At 63.5% G+C, this 21,294-nt stretch carries 21 protein-coding genes; 7 read left to right on the plus strand and 14 right to left on the minus strand.

The genetic code is table 11. The features are described from left to right. Positions 1-7: 7 nt before the first annotated feature. Genes PSV38_RS10050 through PSV38_RS10085 form a run of 8 tightly spaced genes read right to left on the minus strand, consistent with a single transcriptional unit; the run spans position 8 to position 6,101 of the window. Positions 8-667 carry an NAD(P)H-binding protein gene (locus tag PSV38_RS10050; RefSeq protein ID WP_300547049.1) on the minus strand — a complete coding sequence of 220 codons (660 nt, stop codon included), beginning with the start codon at positions 665-667 and terminating at the stop codon, positions 8-10. 9 nt (positions 668-676) lie between these two features. Further along, positions 677-1,300, minus strand: coding sequence for a Maf family protein (locus tag PSV38_RS10055; RefSeq protein WP_300547051.1), 624 nt, complete (start codon positions 1,298-1,300; stop codon positions 677-679). Next, complete coding sequence (rlmH, locus tag PSV38_RS10060; protein WP_300547053.1) at positions 1,297-1,767, minus strand: 23S rRNA (pseudouridine(1915)-N(3))-methyltransferase RlmH; 471 nt, start codon at positions 1,765-1,767, stop codon at positions 1,297-1,299. Before rlmH ends, PSV38_RS10055 begins: the two co-directional genes overlap by 4 nt. Then, positions 1,764-2,507, minus strand: a complete 744-nt coding sequence (rsfS, locus tag PSV38_RS10065) for a ribosome silencing factor (RefSeq protein ID WP_300547054.1) — start codon at positions 2,505-2,507, stop codon at positions 1,764-1,766. The genes rlmH and rsfS overlap by 4 nt, the downstream gene beginning before the upstream one ends. Next, positions 2,508-3,173, minus strand: a complete 666-nt coding sequence (gene nadD / locus PSV38_RS10070) for a nicotinate-nucleotide adenylyltransferase (RefSeq protein ID WP_300547055.1) — start codon at positions 3,171-3,173, stop codon at positions 2,508-2,510. Further along, complete coding sequence (gene hemF, locus PSV38_RS10075; protein ID WP_300547057.1) at positions 3,160-4,068, minus strand: oxygen-dependent coproporphyrinogen oxidase; 909 nt, start codon at positions 4,066-4,068, stop codon at positions 3,160-3,162. Before hemF ends, nadD begins: the two co-directional genes overlap by 14 nt. A gap of 7 nt (positions 4,069-4,075) precedes the next feature. After that, positions 4,076-5,362: a phosphoribosylamine--glycine ligase gene (gene purD, locus PSV38_RS10080; RefSeq protein WP_300547059.1), complete on the minus strand. Its 1,287-nt coding sequence runs from the start codon at positions 5,360-5,362 to the stop codon at positions 4,076-4,078. A 16-nt stretch (positions 5,363-5,378) separates the two neighbouring features. Beyond that, a complete protein-coding gene (locus PSV38_RS10085; protein WP_300547061.1) occupies positions 5,379-6,101 on the minus strand; it encodes a YebC/PmpR family DNA-binding transcriptional regulator in 723 nt (240 codons plus the stop codon). Between the two features lie 140 nt (positions 6,102-6,241). Here PSV38_RS10085 and PSV38_RS10090 point away from each other — a divergent pair, with 140 nt between their 5' ends. Beyond that, entirely contained in the window at positions 6,242-7,816 is a 1,575-nt protein-coding gene (locus tag PSV38_RS10090; RefSeq protein WP_300547062.1) for a helicase HerA-like domain-containing protein, read from the plus strand. 27 nt (positions 7,817-7,843) lie between these two features. On the opposite strand, the gene PSV38_RS10095 is transcribed toward PSV38_RS10090, so the two are convergent. Both PSV38_RS10095 and lplT read right to left on the minus strand, forming a co-directional pair. Beyond that, on the minus strand, positions 7,844-8,275 hold the full coding sequence (locus tag PSV38_RS10095; protein ID WP_300547064.1) for a hypothetical protein: 432 nt from the start codon (positions 8,273-8,275) through the stop codon (positions 7,844-7,846). Between the two features lie 139 nt (positions 8,276-8,414). Continuing rightward, the gene (gene lplT / locus PSV38_RS10100) at positions 8,415-9,692 is read right to left on the minus strand and encodes a lysophospholipid transporter LplT (protein WP_300547066.1); all 1,278 of its coding nucleotides are present in this window, start codon (positions 9,690-9,692) and stop codon (positions 8,415-8,417) included. 116 nt (positions 9,693-9,808) lie between these two features. Between lplT and alr the strand changes: the two genes are divergently transcribed. From alr to radA, 3 genes are all read left to right on the plus strand, one after another. After that, positions 9,809-10,915 (plus strand): alanine racemase, encoded by a 1,107-nt coding sequence (gene alr / locus PSV38_RS10105; RefSeq protein ID WP_300547067.1) that lies wholly within the window; start codon positions 9,809-9,811, stop codon positions 10,913-10,915. Positions 10,916-11,011: 96 nt separating this feature from the next. After that, positions 11,012-11,515, plus strand: coding sequence for an acyl-CoA thioesterase (locus PSV38_RS10110; RefSeq protein ID WP_300547468.1), 504 nt, complete (start codon positions 11,012-11,014; stop codon positions 11,513-11,515). A 12-nt stretch (positions 11,516-11,527) separates the two neighbouring features. Next, positions 11,528-12,898 carry a DNA repair protein RadA gene (radA, locus tag PSV38_RS10115; RefSeq protein WP_300547068.1) on the plus strand — a complete coding sequence of 457 codons (1,371 nt, stop codon included), beginning with the start codon at positions 11,528-11,530 and terminating at the stop codon, positions 12,896-12,898. Positions 12,899-13,564: 666 nt separating this feature from the next. Here the strand turns inward: radA and murJ are convergent. Continuing rightward, on the minus strand, positions 13,565-15,127 hold the full coding sequence (gene murJ, locus PSV38_RS10120) for a murein biosynthesis integral membrane protein MurJ (RefSeq protein ID WP_300547070.1): 1,563 nt from the start codon (positions 15,125-15,127) through the stop codon (positions 13,565-13,567). Between the two features lie 159 nt (positions 15,128-15,286). Between murJ and rpsT the strand changes: the two genes are divergently transcribed. Continuing rightward, on the plus strand, positions 15,287-15,583 hold the full coding sequence (gene rpsT / locus PSV38_RS10125) for a 30S ribosomal protein S20 (protein ID WP_300547072.1): 297 nt from the start codon (positions 15,287-15,289) through the stop codon (positions 15,581-15,583). A gap of 93 nt (positions 15,584-15,676) precedes the next feature. On the opposite strand, the gene PSV38_RS10130 is transcribed toward rpsT, so the two are convergent. After that, positions 15,677-15,994, minus strand: coding sequence for a DUF3579 domain-containing protein (locus PSV38_RS10130; protein WP_300547470.1), 318 nt, complete (start codon positions 15,992-15,994; stop codon positions 15,677-15,679). 265 nt (positions 15,995-16,259) lie between these two features. Between PSV38_RS10130 and PSV38_RS10135 the strand changes: the two genes are divergently transcribed. Together PSV38_RS10135 and argF are read left to right on the plus strand one after the other, a co-directional pair. Beyond that, positions 16,260-17,462, plus strand: a complete 1,203-nt coding sequence (locus PSV38_RS10135; RefSeq protein WP_300547074.1) for an aspartate aminotransferase family protein — start codon at positions 16,260-16,262, stop codon at positions 17,460-17,462. A gap of 2 nt (positions 17,463-17,464) precedes the next feature. Then, on the plus strand, positions 17,465-18,397 hold the full coding sequence (argF, locus tag PSV38_RS10140; protein ID WP_300547076.1) for an ornithine carbamoyltransferase: 933 nt from the start codon (positions 17,465-17,467) through the stop codon (positions 18,395-18,397). Positions 18,398-18,415: 18 nt separating this feature from the next. Here the strand turns inward: argF and PSV38_RS10145 are convergent, their stop codons facing one another. Both PSV38_RS10145 and PSV38_RS10150 read right to left on the minus strand, forming a co-directional pair. Next, complete coding sequence (locus PSV38_RS10145; RefSeq protein ID WP_300547077.1) at positions 18,416-19,846, minus strand: methyl-accepting chemotaxis protein; 1,431 nt, start codon at positions 19,844-19,846, stop codon at positions 18,416-18,418. Positions 19,847-19,910: 64 nt separating this feature from the next. Then, the gene (locus PSV38_RS10150) at positions 19,911-21,293 is read right to left on the minus strand and encodes a methyl-accepting chemotaxis protein (protein WP_300547078.1); all 1,383 of its coding nucleotides are present in this window, start codon (positions 21,291-21,293) and stop codon (positions 19,911-19,913) included. Position 21,294: the final 1 nt, after the last annotated feature.

Raw genomic sequence — 21,294 nt, forward strand, 5'->3', positions numbered from 1 at the left:
GGTAGAGTCAGCTCAGGCGCCTCAGTTCAATGTTGCTCAAGCCATGCACGCCAGGACGGGCCGATTTGGCAGCATTGACCAGGCCCTGCGCGACCTGGCTGGCCTGCACGGGGCGGTAACGCTCGGGCAGCAACCAGCCGAATTTCAGGCCGATGCGTTCGGCGATGCGCACCTCGTCTCGGTCGCCCGCCAGCAAGGAAGGCCGCGCGAAAGTGACCGACTCAAAACCGATGTCGGCAATGGCCTCTTCCAGCTCGCCCTTGACCCGGCTGTAGAACACTTTGGATTTGGCATCGGCCCCGGTGGCGCTGACCAGCAGGAAGCGCTTGGCCCCCTGGGCCTTGGCCAACTGGGCCACTTGCAGCGGGTAATCAAAATCCACCTGGCGGAAGGCGGCGCGCGAGCCAGCCTTGGCGATGGTGGTGCCCAAAGCGCAGAACACCCAGTCGGCCGCCAGCCATTCGGCGTGAGCTTCCAGGCGGTCAAAATCGGCCACGCAGACCTGCACCTTGGGCGAGTCCACGGCCATGGGTCGGCGCACCAGCACGCGCACCGCACCCACGGCCGGGTCTTGCGACAACAGCCGCAGGCATTGCTTGCCGACCAGGCCGGTCGCGCCAACAAGCAGCGCCACGGGCCGGGTCGCGGAGGGGGTTTCAGTGGTCATGCAGTGGGGTCAAAACCGCCAGCCCAGGGGCCTGAGCAATTCGGCGGTTTCATACAAGGGCAGGCCCATGATGCCACTGTAGCTGCCCTCGATCTTTGGCATCCAGGCGGCGGCCTGGCTCTGGATGGCATAGGCGCCGGCCTTGCCCATGGGCTCGCCGCTGGCCACGTAGCGGTCGATTTCATCGGCGCTGACGGTTCGCCAGGTGACATGCGAGGTGCTGAGCAACAGGCTGCCGTCCACCACCACCGCGGTCAAGACACGGTGGGTGCGGCCGGACAGGCGCGCCAGCATGCGGGCCGCATCAAGCTGGTCAACCGGTTTGGCCAGGATGTCAGGCCCGATCGCCACGGTGGTATCGGCGCACAGCACCGGCGCCTTTGGCACACCTTGAGAGGCCTGTCGGTTGGCCAGGCGCAGGCGCGCGGCCTCCCACTTGGCCAGCGTCACGCGCTGCACATAGTCTTCCGGCGATTCGCCTGCGCGCTCAGCCTCCAGGGCCTCGGCGTCTTCATGCAGATCGGGCAGCAGCAACTCATGCCGCACACCGAGTTGGTCCAGCAACTGGCGTCGGCGCGGGCTTTGGGAGGCCAGGTAGATGAACGGGGCTTCCAGCTCAGGCACGGTGCTCATGCGCGGTGATAGGGGTGGTTATTGCGCAATGACCAGACGCGGTAGAGCTGCTCCAGCAAGAGCACCCGGGCCAGCGCGTGCGGCAAGGTCAGGTCAGACAAACGCAGGGTTTCGTCGGCGGTTTTTTTGAGGGCGGGGTCGATGCCATCGGCCCCACCGATCACGAAGGCCACGTCGCGGCCATCGTTGAGCCAGGCCTCGGCGCGCTGGGCCAACTCGACACTGGTCAGGCGGCTACCGCGTTCATCCAGGATGACGCGGCGCACATCGCGGCCCAAAGCCGCTTCGATGCGAGCGGCTTCGGCCTGCATGATGGCGGGCACCGACTTGCCGCCTTCGCGGGGCTCGGCCTTGAGGGCCTTGACCTCGACTTTCCAATCAGCAGGAAAGCGCTTAAGGTAGTCCTCGCAAGCGGTTTCCGCCCAGGCGGGCTGGCGTTGGCCAATGGCCACCACCGTCAGCTTCATGAAGCCTTGCGGGCCACTTTCTTGGCAGCCACCATCTTGCGGACCGGCGCCTTCTTGGCGGCGACCTTTTTAGCCGCCACTTTCTTGCCGGCGACTTTTTTCACGGCGAACTTGTTGACCACCATGGTCTTGGGCACCACGGGGATCGCAGCCAGCACCTTTTTCGCAGCGGCTTTCTTGGCGGCGATCTTCTTGGCCGCCACGGGCACGCGGTTGGAGGTGGAGCGCTCGGCCGGGGTCTTGGCCACGGCCTTTTTCGCCACGACCTTCTTGGCCGCCACTTTGCGGACTGGCGCATCCAGCTTGCCCGTGACCGACTTCTTGCCAGACGCCTTCTTGGGCGCGCCATCCTCGTCGTCCATGGGCTCGGAGGCCTTCACCAAGCGGGTGACCACGTCGTTGAGCTTGATCTTGATGGGCTTCTCGCCCCAGATTTCTTCCAGCAGGTAGTACTGGCGGATGGCGGGCTGCATCAGGTGCACCACGGCGGCGGCGCAGTCCACGATGATCCATTCGCCGTTGTCTTCGCCCTCGGTACGCATGACGTCAAAGCCAGCGGCCCTGACGGATTTGCGCACGCTGGCGGCCAGCGCCTTGGTCTGCCGGTTGGACGTGCCCGACGCGACAATCACCCGCTCGAACAGGGCCGAGAGGTGCTCGGTGTTGAAGACGACGATGTCTTGGCCCTTGACGTCTTCGAGGCCATCGACGATGGCGCGTTGCAGTTTACGGATGTCCATTCAGCGGGGGGTGCCAGCGGCGTAGAGTTGATGTTGTTCAATATAGCGCGCCACGGCGTTTGACACCATGGCAGGCACGAGGGTTTTGGCAGCATCACCTTGGGCCAGGCGAGCCCGGATGCTGGAGGAAGAAACGGCCATCGCGGGCATCGGCAACACCACCATGTGGTGAGGATGCGAGGCCAGTTCAGGCGCCGGTTGAGGCGATTGCCCCGCCCGGCTGGCGACGGCCAAAGTCACGCGTTGGGTCAGTTCAGACCAGCCATGCCACGTGTGCAGATTGGCATATTGGTCCTGGCCAATGATCAAAAACCAACGCTCAGGCAGGTCGGAATTGGTCAAAGATTCGGTGTTTTGCAGGGCCCGAACGGTGTCGAGAGTGTACGACGGACCAGCGCGGTCGGTTTCCAACGTGTCGACGACGAATCGCGGCTCGTGTTCAGTGGCCAGCCGGACCATGGCCACGCGGTGCTCTGCCAAGGTCAAAAGACGCGCCTTTTGCCAGGGCTGGCCCACTGGAATCCAGCGGACCTCGTCGAGCTGCAGGTGACTCAGCGCCGTGTGCGCCAAGGCCACGTGTGCCAGGTGAACCGGGTCAAAGGTGCCGCCGAACAGGCCGATTTGGCGGCCTTGGGTACCCTGCCGCAAAGGATCAGACCCAGTCACGCGGGGGCAGGAAGTCGGAGTAGAGGCGAGCCTCGGGTGTGCCGGGCTGCGGGTGCCAGTCGTAGCGCCACTTCACGATGGGCGGCATCGACATCAGGATGCTTTCGGTGCGGCCGCCCGATTGCAGGCCGAACAGGGTGCCACGGTCCCACACCAGGTTGAACTCGACGTAGCGACCACGGCGGAAGGCCTGGAAGTCACGCTCGACCTCGCCATAGGGCGTGTCGCAGCGGCGCTTCAGGATCGGCAGGTAGGACTCGATGAAGGCATCACCCACCGAGCGGGTCATGGCCAAGCCTTGCTCAAAGCCCAGCTCCGAGAAGTCGTCAAAGAAGATGCCGCCCACGCCGCGCGCCTCGTTGCGGTGCTTGAGGAAGAAGTATTCGTCGCACCATTTTTTGAAGCGAGGGTGCTTGTCGTCGCCGAAGGGCAGCAGCGCGTCCTTGCAAGTACGGTGAAAGTGCTGGGCGTCTTCTTCGAAACCGTAATACGGTGTGAGGTCCATGCCGCCACCGAACCAGGCCACCACTTCGCCATCGGGCTTGTGCGCGGCCAGCATGCGCACGTTCATGTGCACGGTGGGCGCGTAAGGATTGCGCGGGTGGAAGACCAGCGACACGCCCATGGCCTCGAAGGGGCAACCTGCCAGCTCGGGCCGGTGTTGCGTGGCCGAGGGCGGCAGCTGCGGACCCTTGACATGCGAGAAATTGCAGCCGCCACGCTCCAGCACCAGGCCTTCTTCGATCACTCGAGAACAACCATCGCCTTGCAGGCGTTCGCCAGGCTCGCGCACCCAGGCATCACGCTTGAAAGGCGTGCCGTCCTCAAGCTCAAAGGCCGCGACGATGCGGTCTTGCAGGCCCAGCAAATATTGGCGTACAGCGGCGGTGTCCATCATCAGCTCAGCGGGGTTTGTTGATGGCGCGCCAGCCAATGTCGCGGCGGAACTGCATGCCATCGAACTGGATGCCCAGCAGGTATTCGTAGGCGCGTTGCTGCGCCAGCTTGGCCGAGTCGCCCAGGGCGGTGACGCACAAGACGCGACCACCGTTGGTCACCACTTTGCCGTCGACCACCTGTGTGCCGGCGTGGAAGACCATGGCATCGTCAGCGTCCGCAGGCAAGCCGGTGATGACGTCGCCCTTCTTCGGGTTGAGCGGATAACCGCCAGCCGCCACGACCACGCCCAGCGCGAAGCGGCGGTCCCATTGCAACTCGACTTGGTCCAGCGTGCCATCGGTGGCGCTGAAAAACACGTCCACCAGGTCGCTCTTCAAACGCATCATGATGGGCTGGGTTTCAGGGTCGCCCATGCGGCAGTTGAACTCCAACGTCTTGGGATTGCCCTGCGCGTCGATCATCAAACCGGCGTACAAAAAGCCGGTGAAGGGGATGCCATCTTTGCCCATGCCGGCCAGCGTCGGCAGGATGATCTCCTGCATGGCCTTGGCATGCACATTGGGCGTGACCACGGGCGCGGGCGAGTAGGCGCCCATGCCACCGGTGTTGGGGCCTTCGTCGGCGTCCAGCAGGCGCTTGTGGTCCTGGCTGGTGGCCAGCACAGTCACATTCTTGCCGTCTGACAGCACGATGAAGCTGGCTTCTTCGCCTTGCAAAAATTCTTCGATCACCACCCGAGCGCCGCCCGCGTTGTGCGTGACGCCCAACTTGTTGTCGAGCAACATCCAATCGACGGCTTCATGCGCCTCAGCCAGGGTCATGGCCACGACCACGCCCTTGCCCGCTGCCAGACCATCGGCCTTGATCACGATGGGCGCGCCGTGCTTGTCCACGTAGGCGTGGGCCGCCACGGCATCGGTGAAGGTTTCGTAAAACGCCGTGGGGATGCCGTGGCGCTTCATGAAGTCTTTGGCGAAGGCCTTGGAGCTTTCAAGCTGCGCGGCCGCCTTGGTGGGGCCAAAAATGCGCAGGCCACGCGCGCGGAACTCATCGACCACGCCAGCGGCCAGGGGAGCCTCGGGGCCCACCACCGTCAGGTTGATTTTTTCGGTTTCAGCGAAGTCGGCCAGGGCCTTGACGTCGGTGATGTCGATGTTGACCAGGTGCGGACTGCGGGCGGTGCCGCCATTGCCCGGGGCCACGTAGACCTTCTGGGCCTTGGGCGATTGGGCGAGTTTCCAGGCCAGGGCATGTTCGCGTCCACCCGAGCCGATCACAAGAATATTCATACAGTCCGTCGATTCTTCAGTTCAATTCAGCGTTGTGGAACACATCCTGGGCATCGTCCAGGTCTTCCAGCATGTCCAGCAGTTTTTGCTGGCGGGCGGCATCTTCGCCGGTCAATTCAACCGAGTTTTCAGCGCGCATGGTCACTTCGGCCACCTCGGGGGTCAATCCCACGTTCGTCAAGGCGGCCTTGATGGCTTCAAACTCCAGCGGCGGCGCCAGTACTTCGATCGAGCCGTCGTCGTGGGTGATGACATCGTCGGCGCCAGCGTCCAGCGCCACTTCCATGACCTTGTCCTCGCTCGTGCCCGGGGCAAAGATGATCTGGCCGCAATGCTTGAACTGGAACGCCACCGAGCCTTCCGTGCCCAGGTTGCCACCGTACTTGCTAAAAATGTGCCTGACTTCTGCCACGGTGCGCACGCGGTTGTCGGTCATGCAATCGATGATGACGGCCGCGCCGCCGATGCCGTAGCCCTCGTAGCGCACTTCTTCGTAGTGCACGCCTTCGAGGTTGCCGGTGGCTTTGTCGACATTGCGCTTGATGGTGTCCGCGGGCATGTTGGCCGCCTTGGCCTTTTCAATGGCCAGGCGCAGGCGCGGGTTGACGTCCAGGTCACCGCCGCCCAGGCGCGCCGCGACGATGATTTCGCGGATGACCCGGGTCCAGACCTTGCCCCGCTTCTCGTCCTGGCGCCCCTTGCGGTGCTGGATATTGGCCCATTTGGAATGTCCGGCCATGGTGGTTGTGCTCCAAGCTGTTTTTCGCCGCAAAACGGCGCCTTGCGTACCCTATTGGGAGGGTGCGCGAACATGATTTGCAGAGATACTGGGATCTCGTGATTTCCCGAATTTTACCTTTGCCCTCAGGAGCCCCGTTCATGGCCGACCCAATTCTGATTGCCCGCCACGGCGAGACCGAATGCCACCTGCTGCCGGAACTGGCCAATCGGCACGGTTTGATCACCGGCGCCACGGGCACGGGCAAGACCATCACACTGCAAAACCTGGCCGAAAACTTCTCGAAACTGGGCGTGCCGGTCTTCATGGCCGACATCAAGGGTGACCTGACCGGCATCTCGCAGGCGGGTACCCTCAGCCCCAAGCTGGCGGGCATCCTGAAGGAACGCGGCATCGAGCCGCCCCCCGCCCTGGCCTGCCCCACCACGCTGTGGGACGTGTTCGGCGCCCAAGGTCACCCCGTTCGCGCCACGGTGTCCGACATGGGCCCGCTGCTGCTGTCGCGCATGTTGAACCTGAACGACACCCAGCAAGGCGTGCTGCAACTGGTGTTCAAGATCGCCGACGACAACGGCCTGCTGCTGCTGGATCTGAAAGACCTGCGGGCCATGCTGCAGCACGTGGGCGACAACGCCAGCACCTTCACCACCGAATACGGCAACGTCAGCCCAGCCAGCGTGGGCGCCATCCAGCGTGGACTGATGCAGGTGGAAGAGCAAGGTGGCGACCAGTTCTTTGGCGAGCCCATGCTCGACATCCACGATTTCATGCAAACGGTCGATGGCCATGGCGTGATCAACATCCTGGCCGCCGACAAGCTGATGAACGCGCCGCGTTTGTACGCGACCTTCCTGCTGTGGATGCTGTCGGAATTGTTTGAATCGCTGCCCGAGGTGGGCGACCTGGACAAACCCAAGCTGGTGTTCTTTTTTGACGAAGCCCACTTGCTGTTCACGGACGCGCCCAAAGCCTTGATCGAACGCATTGAGCTGGTGGTGCGCCTGGTGCGCTCCAAGGGCGTGGGCGTTTATTTCGTCACTCAAAATCCGCTGGACGTGCCCGAGACCGTGTTGGGCCAATTGGGCAACCGCGTTCAGCACGCCCTGCGCGCGTTCACGCCGCGCGACCAGAAAGCGGTCAAATCTGCCGCCGAAACCATGCGCGCCAACCCCGGCCTGGACATCGCCACGGCCATCACCGAACTGGCGGTGGGCGAGGCCTTGATCAGTTGCCTGGACGACAAGGGCCGCCCCGGCATCACCCAACGCGTGTTCGTGCTGCCGCCCGGCAGCCAGATTGGCCCGATCACCCCCGAGCAGCGCAAAACCCTGGTGAGCACCTCGCTGGTGGCCGGTGTGTACGAAAAGGTGGTGGACCGGGATTCGGCCTACGAGAAGCTCAAAGGCCGGGCCGCCAGGGCGCCCACCCGTGAGCAGGCCGAAGCCCATCAGCCCAACTCGATGCGTGAAGAAGCGGAGGCAGCGGTGCGCGGCAAAGGCCATGCCACCACCACCAACCAGCCCCCACCCGATACCGGCGGCTCCTGGCTGGGAGACCTGGCCGGCGGACTGCTCAGGGGCAGCGGGCGCAAGGATTCCGTGCTGGAAACCGTGGCCAAGTCGGCTGCGCGAACGATCGGCTCATCGGTCGGCCGCGAAATCATCCGCGGTGTGCTGGGATCGCTGCTGGGCGGCAGCAGCAGCCGACGCCGCTGACCGCCAGGCAAGCCCCGCCGAGATCGATCAACGGCCTCGGTGACCCCAATCGCCGCCACGACGATCGTCGTCGTCATTGCCCCGGTCGTAGCCGCGCTCGTAGCCTTGGCGATAGCCGTTGGCGTAGGCTTCGGCGCGACCATGGCGATGCCTATGTTGCCCCCAGCCACGGTGCGGCCGGAAGGCGGGCTGCGGCATTTGGTACACCACGGGCTGGACACCGTAATAGGGCTGCGGAACCACCATCATCCGGCGGGGTTGGACATACACGGGCTGAGGCGGGTAGTAGTAGCCACCGCCATTCGACACCACGGCGTTCACATGGCCCGGTCCGGGGATGAGGGGCGCATTCACCCCCACCGTCCAGGACACACCGCCCGCATTGGCCACACCGGCCACGGCCAGCAAGGCCGTGGCGGCCAGTGCTTTGGATCGAGAAAATAATTGGCGAGCATTCATGCTGTTTCTCCTTGTCATGACGGCTGGCCCTGGATGAACAAGCGGCACGTTCTCCGTCATGTCACTACAACGGCCAGCTTACAACCGCCGATGACAGGTTTTCGTAAAGCTATGTTGCCGATGTGTGAGCGGTGGTGACTCAGTGGCAATCGCTGCGGGCCACGGCCAGCAGGCGCTCGACCTCGTCACGATGGTGAATGGTGTTGCTGCGGTGCCAGAGCCAGATGCCGAACATGGCCACCGCGACCGCCAGCCCAAAGATGGAGATCTGACCGTAGGCGGAAAAACCGAGCTTGGTCAAAACAATCAGCAACAGACCAAAGCCCAAGATACAGGCTTGCTCATTGAAATTCTGAACCGCAATCGAACGACCAGACCCCATCAGGTTGTGGCCACGGTGTTGCAGCAGGGCGTTCATCGGCACAACCAGGAAGCCCCCCAAACCGCCCAGGATGATCATGAAGGGCACGGCCACTTCAATGTCGCGAATCACATTCATGCCCAAAACCAACAAACCCATGGCCACGCCCAAAGGGATCACGCTGGTCGCTTGAGCCAAGGTCATCTTGGCAGAAGCCAGAACAGCGCCCACTGCCGTGCCCACGGCCACCACACCAACCAGCGATGAGGCGTGGGTCGTGTCATACCCCAAGGCCACCGCTGCCCAGGCCAGCACGATGTAGCGCAAATTGCCGGACACGCCCCAGAACAGCGTGGTCGTGCCCAGAGAAATCTGGCCCAGCTTGTCTTTCCACAAACGGCGGTTGCAGTCAAAGAAGTCGCCCACCAGCGACCACAGGTGCACTGGCAGCGGTTGCAGGGGGGTTTCAGTGCGGGGAATGCGCAGGTTGAACAATGCCGCCACCACGTATAGCAGGATCATCGTGGCGATGGCGGCTTCGGGCGGCGTGTCGATCCCCGTGTCCACGAAAGGCAGGTCAAACGCCAGCAGGTGCGGCGAGACGACCTCGCCCATCAATTGCCCGCCGAGCACCACGCCCAGGATGATGGAGGTGATGGTCAGCCCTTCGATCCAGCCATTGGCCTTGACCAGTTGCGAGGGTGGCAGCAACTCGGTGAGGATGCCGTACTTGGCGGGTGAGTAAGCGGCGGCGCCCAGGCCCACCACCGCATACGCGATCAAGGGGTGGCTGCCAAACAGCATCATCAGGCAACCAACCACCTTGATGCTGTTGGAAAAGAACATGACCCGGCCTTTGGGCACCGCGTCGGAAAACGCGCCCACGAACGGGGCCAGCACCACGTAGAACAAAGCGAACATGGGCACCAGCGCCGCTGGCTGCCATTCCGGGGCCCCTGAACTTTTCAGCAATTCCACCGCGGCCACGAACAAGGCGTTGTCGGCAAGCGAGCTGAAGAACTGCGCCGCCATGATGGTGAAAAAGCCTTTTTTCATAAGCGGGCAGTCACTGTCTTCATGCGTGTGATGTTGGACCTTCGCCGCCCACCAGACATCGGTAAAGCGGCAGGCCAAGCCGCGGTTTATAGCATGGCCGCTGGCACAATCCCCTCATGCCCCGCCCCTTAGAAGCCTTCATCCACGTCGATGCCCTCCTCCACAACTTGCAGCGTGCCCGCGACTGCGCGCCGGATGCGCGGGTGTGGGCCGTGGTCAAAGCCAACGCCTACGGTCATGGCCTTGAACGCGCCTTTGAAGGCCTGCGCGCCGCCGACGGTTTCGCCTTACTGGACATCGCCGAGGCGCAACGCCTGCGCAAACTGGATTGGCGCGGCCCCATCCTGTTGTTGGAGGGCGTGTTCGAAGCGCGCGATCTGGAGTGGTGCTCGCGCCTGGGCCTGTGGCACGTGGTGCATTGCGACGAACAGATCGACTGGCTGGCGCAGCACAAGACGGAGTGGCCGCACCGCGTTTTCCTGAAGATGAACACCGGCATGAACCGCCTGGGTTTCACGCCGCCCGCTTTCCGCAGTGCCTGGGCGCGCTTGTCGGCCTTGCCGCAGGTCGACGAGGTGTCGCTGATGACGCACTTCTCAGACGCGGACGGGCCACGCGGCATCAGCCAACAGACCGAGTTGTTCCTCAGCACCTGCGCGGACCTGAGCGGCGAGCGCAGCCTGTGCAACAGCGCCGGCACCTTGCGCCACGCCCAGGAGGCCAGCGTGCGTGGTGACTGGGTCCGCCCTGGGATCATGCTGTACGGCTCATCGCCCGACTACCCAGAGCACAGTGCCGCCCACTGGGGCTTGCAAGCCACCATGACCTTGAAGTCGCGGGTGATCGCCATTCAGCACTTGAAAGCCGGCGACACGGTGGGCTACGGCAGCCGCTTCGTCGCCGACCGCGAGATGCGGCTGGGCGTGGTCGCCTGCGGCTATGCCGATGGCTACCCTCGCCACGCCCCCAACGGCACCCCCTTGCTGATCGACGGTGTGCGCGTTCCTTTGATTGGGCGCGTGTCCATGGACATGGTCACCGTGGACCTCAGCGCGGCATCCCAAGCCCGGGTCGGCAGCGAAGCCACCCTGTGGGGCCATGGCCCGCTGGTCGATGGCCAACCCACCTTGCTGCCGATCGACGACGTGGCCCAGCATTGCGGCACCGTGGGCTATGAACTGATGTGCGCGTTGTCGCAACGCGTTCCGGTCACCGCCGTGTAAGTGCCGCATGAGCGCACCATTTCGGCACAGCACTTGCATGCAGTCGTTCCTTTTGCCCCGACCCCAATGAGTTTTGCACCAGAATCAAGCATGGACATCGACCACCACCGCCACCAGTTGCGCATGACCTTGCTCATGACGCCGGACATGGCCAATTTCTCCGGCAATGTCCACGGCGGCACCATTCTCAAGCTGCTCGACCAGGTCGCTTACGCCTGTGCCAGTCGCTATGCCGGCTGCTATGTGCTCACCTTGTCGGTCGACCGCGTGACCTTCCGCCAACCCATCCACGTGGGCGAACTGGTCACCTTTTTGGCCTCTGTCAACTTCACGGGCAACTCGTCCATGGAGATAGGCGTCAAGGTGATCGCCGAGAACATCCGCACCCAAGTGGTGCGTCATGCCAACAGCTGCTTCTTTACCATGGTGGCGGTTGACGACAACAACCGCCCCAAACCCGTGACGCCGCTGGAACCCAGCACAGGCGAAGAAAAGCGCCGCTTCGAATCCGCCCTGCTGCGCCGTCAATTGCGCCAGGAACTGGACCGCAAATTCAAAGCCATCCACGATGGCCAGAAGGACGGCGACGAGATCGCCTGAACGACACCTTTCATGGCCAAAGAGAAAACGATCTACACCTGCTCGGAATGCGGCGGCACCAGCCCGAAGTGGCTGGGCAAATGCCCTCATTGCAACGCCTGGAACACGCTGGAAGAAACCCGCGCCGACACAGGCCCGGCCAAAAACCGCATGCAGGCCCTGACTCGCGGGCTCAACGCCCCGCAGCCCGTGGCCACCTTGTCCCACATCGAAGCGGCCGACATTGCCCACACGCCGACCGGGCTGGAAGAGCTTGACCGCGTTCTGGGTGGCGGCATCGTTACCGGCGGCGTGATCCTGATCGGGGGCGACCCAGGGATCGGCAAATCGACCTTGCTGCTGCAAGCCTTGGATGCGCTGTCGCGCCAAATGCCAGTGCTCTACGTGACCGGCGAAGAGAGCGGCGCCCAGGTGGCCTTGCGTGCGCAACGACTTGGCCTGGACGGCTCGAAGGTGCGGGTGCAGGCCGAGATTCAGTTGGAAAACATCATCGCCACGCTGGATGCCGAGCGACCGTCTTTCTGCGTGATCGACTCGATCCAGACGATTTACTCCGACCAGCTCACCTCGGCCCCCGGTTCGGTCGCGCAGGTGCGCGAATGCGCCGCCCACCTGACCCGCGTGGCCAAGTCCAGCGGCTGCACCATGGTGTTGGTGGGCCACGTGACCAAAGAAGGCGCCTTGGCTGGGCCACGGGTGCTGGAACACATCGTCGATACGGTCTTGTACTTTGAAGGCGAAACGCACAGCAGCTTCCGCCTGGTCCGCGCCATCAAGAACCGCTTTGGCGCCGTCAACGAGATTGGCGTCTTCGCGATGACCGACAAGGGCTTGAAAGGCGTGAGCAATCCCAGCGCCATCTTCTTGTCCACCCACGATGAGCCCGTGCCTGGTTCGGTCGTGATGGTGACGCTGGAAGGAACGCGCCCTCTGCTGGTCGAGATCCAGGCCCTGGTTGATTCAGGCGGCCCCAGCCCGCGCCGATTGAGCGTGGGCCTGGAGCGGGATCGATTGGCCATGTTGCTGGCGGTGTTGCACCGCCACGCGGGTATGGCCTGCGGGGATCAGGACGTGTTCGTGAATGCGGTGGGCGGTGTGCGCATCAGCGAACCGGCGGCCGACCTGGCGGTGCTGCTGGCGATTCAAAGCAGCTTGCGCGGCAAGCCTTTGCCCAAGGGATTTTTTGCCTTTGGCGAAGTGGGCTTGGCGGGTGAGATCCGGCCGGCGCCGCGTGGTCAGGAGCGTTTAAAGGAAGCGGCCAAGCTGGGATTTTCGATCGCGGTGGTGCCGAAGGCGAATGCGCCCAAGAAGCCGATTGAGGGGCTCACCATCCATGCGGTGGATCGGGTGGAGCAGGCGGTGGACTTGGCTCGATCGCTTTGAAGGCTCAGGCTTGATGAGGCAACGCTGGGGATGCGATTGGTGGTGTGCTTTGTGTTGGAGCGCGAGGCGGGGATGAGGCGGTGACTGGCAGGGCTCCGATGGTGGCGGTCCACCGCGTTGCGGCGGACTGCTCTGCGGTGCTCGCCCAGGGCGGGGATCGTCCGAAACTCGCCCTTGCAGGGCTCAGACAGCGGACGATCCTTTTTCCGCCCTGAGCTGCGCTCCTCGACGCCCCCGACGTCGCCCTGCCAGTCACCGCCTCATCCCTGATCGCCTCGCTGGTGGCGTGCCACGAGGGGACTCCTTCCATTGCCATCACTGAGCGATACCCACCACGGAGCCGTGCCACGCCACCAGCGGGGCGCAAAGGTGCCGGGGCGGCATCCGGCGGGGCGCCTGGGTGGGGGCTGAGAAGCACAGCGCCGAGGTGGGCGCGCGTTAGCGCGCATCAATCACTGACTTGCCGTGGTTGTTTGAGCGCAGCGGCCAGAGGCCGCGAAGCGAGTTCCACGGCACCACCTTGGCGCGAGCATCGCAAGGCAGTCCCGCGCAGCGGGACCACCCACCTGAAGCCCTGACGGATGCCGCCCCAGCAGCCCCCAGCCCCGCGCTACCCCTCCAGCGCCCAAGCCGTCGTCGACCAAGACCACGACCCCGACCGAACTGCTACCGCCTGATCGCCTGCCGCAAGTTCATCCCCGAAAGAATCAGCGTGCCAAAGTAAAGCACGCCCGCAGCCGCCAGGCAGGCCGCCATCAGGCCCACGCGCAACAAGGGCTGGCCATGCAAGCCCAGCCAGTCAATGCGATGCGCCGCGAACCAGAGCAACACCCCCAGCAAGGCCGACGCCAGAACCACGCGCAGCGCGAACAAGACCCAACCCGGAGAAGGCTGATACCGCCCGGTGCGGCGCAAGCCGATCAGCAACCAAGTGGCATTGATCAGCGAAGCCACGCCAATCGACAAGGCCAGGCCCGCATGCCCCAACCAGGGCACGAACACCAAGTTAAGCACCTGCGTGAAGACCAGCACGGTGATGCCGATGCGCACCGGCGTGCGAATGTCCTGCGTCGCGTAAAAGCCCGGCGCCAGAATTTTGATGCCCACCAGGCCCATCAGGCCGACGCCGTAGCCACTCAAGGCCAGCACCGTTTGGCGCACATCGGTCGGGCTGAAACGCCCGTAGTGGTACAGCACCGACACCAGCGGCTCGGCAAACAACAACAAGGCCACGGCGCAAGGCAGCGCCAGCAAGACCACGAGGCGCAGACCCCAATCCAGCAGGTTGGAGAACTCTGCTTTGTCGCCACTGGCTTGCGCCTTGGACAGTTGCGGCAGCAACACCACACCCAGCGCCACACCCAGCATGGCCGTCGGGAACTCCATCAGCCGGTCGGCATAGGTCAGCCATGACACCGAACCCGCTTGCAAATGCGAGGCGATCTGCGTGTTGACCAGCAATGACAGCTGTGCCACCGACACCCCCAACACCGCTGGCCCCATCTGGCGCAGGATGCGCCTGACGCCAGGGTGATGCCACGCGTTCTTGATGCTCGACAACGAAGCGCCAATGCTGGGCAGCGAGTGGATCCGGATCAGGGCCGGAATCTGGATGGCCAGTTGCGCCACGCCGCCCACCATCACGCCCACGGCCAAAGCCAGCACCGGATCCAGTCCGTGCGAGCGGAACACGGGCGCTGCGAACCAAGCCGCCGCGATCACTGAGAGGTTGAGCAACACAGGGGTGGCCGCGGGGACGGCGAAGCGCCCCCAGGTGTTAAGGATGCCCGCACTCAGGGCCACCAGCGACATGAAGCCGATGTAGGGGAACATCCAGCGCGTCATCACCACGGCGGCGTCAAACCCCCCGCTTTCGCGCAAGCCCGACGCCATCATCCACACCAAAACCGGCGCCCCCACCACGCCCAGCACGCTCACCACCAGCAAAGTCCAGAACAGGACCGTGGCCACGGCGTTGATCAGCAGGCGGGTGCCCTCGTCACCCTGACGGGCACGGCTTTCGGACAGGATCGGCACAAAGGCCTGCGAAAACGCTCCCTCGGCAAACAGGCGGCGCAGCAGATTGGGGATTCGGAACGCCACATTGAAGGCGTCCGTCGTGGCACTGGCCCCAAAGGTGGCGGCAATCAGCAGTTCGCGGACCAGGCCCGTGATGCGGGATGCCAGGGTCAGCAGGGAAACGATGGACGCGGATTTCAGCAAACTCATCGACGGGATTATAGGAAGCGCAAGGGGCGGCCTAGGCAAAAGCTTTCTGGGACGTTATAATCGTCGGCTTTTCAACCAACACTGGCTCTGTGGGGTGCGAATTGGATGTGATCTCCTGAATGGGGTTGCGCCAGGCATCTGCAAGGCCCAAAAAAAATCATGCCATCAGCATCGAAGCCCAAAAAGACCGTCCGCATTGCCTCAGGCCTCAAGCGCGTTCGTCAAGACGTCAAACTGAACGCCGCCAACTCGGCCCTGCGTTCGAAGTTCCGCACCGCCATCAAGGGCGTGCTCAAGGCTGTCAAGGCTGGCGACAAGGCCGTGGCCTCTGACGCTTTCAAGACCGCCCAAAGCGTGATCGACTCGATCGCCGACAAGGGCCTGTTCCACAAGAACAAGGCCGCTCGCCACAAGAGCCGCCTGTCGGCCAAGGTCAAGGCCCTGACCGCCGCCTGATCGAAAGATCAAGCCATCAATCAGGCTCCGGCCTTGATTGTCAAAAAGGCCCGCGTCAAGCGGGCCTTTTGCTTTTGGGAAACGCCGGAAGCCTCAGGGCAGTGAGCAGGCATCCGTCACCTGCAGATCGTTGTCACGGGCAAAGTTCATCACGAAGTCCCAGGCCATGGGCTCCAGGTCTCGCAATGCTTCGTTGACGATCACGCATTTGACATCGCCAATCGACGTCGGCACGCAGTAGGGCGAGTAACCGATGTGCGCCGAACGGCCCATGTGAGAGGCGCCAGGCCGGAACGATGACATGGCCCCCGCCAGACGCTCGGCCCAGTCGCTGGGCCGGAAAGTCTTGCCTGATGTGGTCAGGCCCTGGATGAAAACCTCGCGAGGTTTCGGACTTCGAGGGGGAGTCAATGACACGGTGGGGCTTTCGATGGCGGCCGGTTTTGCCGGCGTGCTGCAAAGAGAGGTCGCGACTTCAAGGGTGGTATCCATCGTCAACAGCCCCACATTGTCGATCACAAGACTGGTGCGCCGCAACATTGATGCCAGTAACCCCGTGCATTGGTGGGCGCAAACACAACGAAGCAGGCGGTGCGCCGAAGCCGTGCCTTTTCCTTAGAATGCCCATAGCGCAGTATTGCCACTGCGCTTTTTCTTTTTTGCGAGAAACCAAGCCATGAACGCCCCTGTGACGATGCCCCACGTGATGCCCACCTACGGTCGCCTGCCGATTGCCTTGTCGCACGGCCAGGGCACCCGCGTCTGGGACACCGATGGCCGCGAGTACCTGGACGCGCTGGCCGGCATCGCCGTGAACACCCTGGGTCACAACCACGCCAAGCTGGTCCCTGCCCTGCAGGATCAGCTCACCAAGATCATCCACAGCTGCAACTACTACCAGGTGCCCCTGCAGGAAGAGCTGGCCCGACTGCTGGTCGAGCGCTCGGGCCTGACCAACGTCTTTTTCTGCAATTCGGGCCTGGAAGCCAATGAAGCGGCCTTGAAGATCGCCCGCAAGTTCGGCCACGAAAAAGGCATCGACCGCCCTGAAGTGATCGTCTACGAGAAAGCCTTCCATGGCCGCTCGATCGCCACGCTGTCGGCCACGGGCAACCCCAAGATTTGGGCTGGTTTCGAACCCCTGGTGGAAGGCTTTGTGCGCGTGCCGCTGAACGACATGGCCGCGCTGGACGAAGTGGCCGAGACGCACCCCAATGTGGTCGCTGTTTTCCTGGAAGTGATCCAGGGCGAAGGCGGCGTGAACCCCGCCCGCAACGACTACCTGCAAGCCGTGCGCAAGCTGTGCGACGAGCGCGGCTGGCTGCTCATGCTGGACGAAGTGCAATGCGGCATCGGCCGCACCGGCAAATGGTTCGCGCACCAATGGGCGGGCATCCAGCCCGACGTGATGCCGCTGGCCAAGGGCTTGGGCTCGGGTGTGCCGATCGGTGCGGTGGTGTGCGGCCCCAAGGCGGCCCATGTGCTGCAGCCGGGCAACCACGGCACCACTTTTGGTGGCAACCCGCTGGCCATGCGCGCCGGGGTCGAGACCTTCAGGATCATGGAAGAAGACGGCCTGCTGGCCAACGCCGAGCGCGTGGGCGCGCACCTCAAGTCCGCGCTGACACGCGAACTGGGTGAGCTGAAAGGCGTGAGCGACATCCGCGGCCAGGGCCTGATGATCGGCATCGAGCTGGACCGCCCTTGCGGCGTGCTGCTGAGCCGCGCCATGGAGGCCGGGCTGCTGCTGAGTGTGACCGCCGACAAGGTGATCCGCCTGCTGCCCGCCCTGATCCTGACCACGGAAGAAGCCGACCAGATCGTGGCCTTGCTGGCGCCCCTGGTCAAACAATTCCTGAACGAACCCAACGCGGCCTGAGCATGAAACCCGGATCCAGCCTGATCAAGCATTACCTGCAGTTCAAGGACCTCCGCGCCGAGGAATACGCCTACCTGTTCGAGCGCGCGGGCCTGATCAAGCGCCGCTTCAAGAACTACGAGAAGTACCAGCCGCTGGCTGACCGCACGCTGGCGATGATCTTCGAGAAGGCCAGCACCCGCACGCGCGTGAGCTTTGAAGCGGGGATGTACCAGATGGGCGGCTCCGTGGTCCACCTGACCACCGATGGCAGCCAGTTGGGCCGCAGCGAGCCCATCGAAGACAGCGCCAAGGTGATCTCGCGCATGGTCGACATCGTGATGATCCGCACCTACGAGCAATCCAAGCTGGTCAAGTTTGCGGCCAACTCGCGCGTGCCAGTCATCAACGGGCTGACCAACGAATACCACCCCTGCCAGATCCTGGCCGACATCTTCACCTACATCGAGCACCGTGGTTCGATCAAAGGCAAGGTGGTGGCCTGGGTGGGCGATGGCAACAACATGGCCAACACCTGGCTGCAGGCGGCCGAGATCCTGGGCTTCACGGTGCACGTGAGCACACCCAGCGGCTACGAGATCGACCCGGTCGTGGCAGGCATCAACAACACCGATTGCTACAAGGTCTTCAAGGACCCGATGGACGCTTGCCGAGGCGCCTCATTGGTCACCACCGACGTGTGGACCAGCATGGGCTTCGAGGCAGAGAACGAAGCGCGCAAGATGGCCTTTGCCGACTGGTGCGTCGATGAAGAGATGATGGGCGTGGCGCAGCCCGATGCCCTGTTCATGCACTGCCTGCCCGCCCACCGTGGCGAGGAAGTGGCCGCCGAAGTGATCGACGGCACGCAGTCAGTGGTGTGGGATGAAGCCGAGAACCGCCTGCATGTGCAGAAGGTGCTGATGGAGTACCTGCTGCTGGGCCGCATTGGCTGACCCAGGCTGACCAACCGCTCAGCGCTGCAACGACGCGGGCACGCGGAACACGTCCATCGCGTGCGACAACTCGTCGGCCTGGCGACTCAGGCTTTCTGCGGCGGCGGCTGTTTGCTCCACCAGTGCAGCGTTTTGTTGCGTGGCCTGGTCCATGCGGCCAATGGCCTGGTTGATCTGGCCGATGCCGTCGTTCTGCTCGGAGCTGGACACGGCGATCAAGCCCACCAGTTCTGTCACGCGGCGCACCTGGCCCACCAGCTCGCCCATGGTCTGACCCGCGCTGTCGACCTGCGATGAGCCGGCCTCGACCTGGGTCACGCTGCTGCCGATCAACTGCTTGATTTCCTTGGCGGCTTCGGCGCTGCGCTGGGCCAGCATGCGCACTTCGGAGGCCACCACCGCAAAGCCGCGACCTTGTTCACCGGCCCGGGCGGCTTCCACCGCCGCGTTCAACGCCAAAATATTGGTTTGAAAGGCGATGCCATCGATCACACCGATGATGTCGGTGATCTTGCGGCTGGATTGCTGGATGTCGCTCATGGTGGTCACCACGCGGCTCACCGACTCACCGCCCGCCACCGCGAATTGCGACGCGGTGCCGGCCAGTTGGTTGGCTTGCTGTGCGTTGGCCGAGGTGGACTTGATGGTGCTGACGATCATCTCGACCGAGGCGGCGGTTTCTTCAATGTTGGCCGCAGCTTGCTCGGTGCGCTGGCTCAACGATTGGTTGCCCGAAGCGATCTCGCTGGAAGCGATGCGCACGGATTCAGCCGCCTGGCGTACCTGGTTGATCGACTGTGCGATGTGGCGCAAGGCTTCGAGCAGGCGCTTGGTGCGGCTGTCGTCGGATTGGGTTTCGGCCACCGACAGGTCCACACTGCCATCTTCCGCGCGCAAACGATCCACGATGGTCATCAACTCTTGCGCGGTGGCGAAGTCCTTGCGGGCCTGCGCGGCCAGGAACAGAAGCACCGCCGTTTCAGCGACCACGTAGAGGGCGTGCTCCACCACTTTGCCAAAGCCAGGCTCGGTGAAGCAGATGGGGCCCCAGGCCCAGGTCTGGAGTTGATTGAACAAGACATGGTGAACGGCGATGGTGCCCGCCCCCACCAGCACTGGCACCGCTCGCCTGTAAGTGACCAGGCAGGCGAGGAAGGCAAAAACCGCAAAGTGTGCCTCGTTGTGCCCTCGCGCCACGTGGATCATCAGGCCAACCATGCCCATGCCCAGAAAGGGCAGCGCCCACTGGCTGAGCGCCTCGCCACGCGAACTGACGGCGGCCAGCAAGGCCGCGATCATGATCGGCAAGCCAATCGCCAGCGCCAGCCCCATGCCACCGTAATCGCCGGCATAGGCCAGGGTGCCCAGGAAGGTCGCGGCCATGGCCGACAGAACGACAAAGTCCTGGGCTTGGAGTTTCCAGATCGAACGTGTGGTGTCTTGGTTCATGGGTCAACCTGATGGGAAGTCACTTTATTTCGGCCAAATGACCGAATACTTGAGAAAAAATCGGTCAGAACCTGTAGGCCAGGCGCAGTCCGCCCCAAGGCCGCCCTTGCACCACGATGGGAGCCGACGCTTCCTTGAGCAGCACGAAGTTGCCACCGCCCATGTCACGCCGATAGGTCTGCAACAGGAAGGGCCGCTGGTTGCGCGCCGAGGCCAAACCGGTGCGGTCATTGAAGACGCGGCGCCAGCGTGAATTGGCCGTGTTCCACACCACATCGCCCGCGCGTTGAGGCTGGCAATATTTCTTGTTGTGGGTGGAGATGTAGCCATTGCGGTCGGCCGAGATGCAAAACACGATCTCGGGCAAAGCTGTCAGCGCGGCTTCCTGGATGGCCGGGAAGCTGGCATCGGTGACGGCATTGAACTTGGTTTGGTGCTGCTGCGGCTGGCTGCCTTGAATGGGACGGTAGTGCTCGTCGAACAAATCCGTCAGGCTGATCTTGCCCGTGGTCACAGCCTTGTCCAGCGATTGGGCAATCTGGTTGGCCACGCTCTGGGCCAGCTCGATGTAGGGCGTGTCAGGGGTTCGCACGCCGCTGCCAGCGATCAGCTCCATCAAGCGCTCCGACACACCCAACACGGCTTCACTGCGCTTCATGGCCGTGTTCAGCGCCACATGCGTGCGCTTGATTTGCGCCCCCATCTGCGAGACCTGCTGGTTCACGCCATCCGACAAGCCACGGCTTTGATCTGCGGCCTCCGTGATCCGAAGCACGCCTGTCTCGACCTGCGTCAAAGCCTGGTGAAAGGTCACGCGCTGGGCGCGGCCATCGCCGGACGAGGTGGCCTCATCCCGCGACAGCAATTCGCGTGACAAGGCCTGGATGCGGTCGTCCAGTTGACTGACCGTGCTCATGATGGTCTTGGAGGTGGCCTCCACCTGCGTGGCCAGGTCCTTGACGGCATCGGCCACCACAGAGAACCCACGCCCCGCTTCGCCCGCGCGCTTGGCTTCGACCGAGGCGTTGAAGGCCACCAGCCGGGTCTGCAAAGCCACCTGGGTGATGTCGCGCGCGGCCGAGGCCACGTGCTTGAGCGTGACAACCACCTGGGATACTTCATGCCCCACGTGTTCGACGCTTTGGCGGGCCTGCGCCACCGAGGCCAGGCTCTGGTGGCTGGTGTCCTGGATGCGGTGCTGGGCCTGGCCGATGTCTTTCAACTGACCCGTCAGCACGGCGAAGCCCTCTTCCTGGTGCACGGCCACAGCGCAAGAGTCTTCCAGCGTGCCGCGCAACTCGGCGGCTTCATGGCCCAGGCCATCGGTGTCTCGCTGGAGTTTTTGCGCCAGCGCGTGCACATCGGAGTTGGGTTTCTGCGCCGAATCGATCAATGCGGACGTGGTTGCCGGCGCTGCAACCGTGTCCTTGCGCTTGAAACCCAACACG

This window comes from Aquabacterium sp. (assembly GCF_029946005.1).
Classification (GTDB): domain Bacteria; phylum Pseudomonadota; class Gammaproteobacteria; order Burkholderiales; family Burkholderiaceae_C; genus Aquabacterium.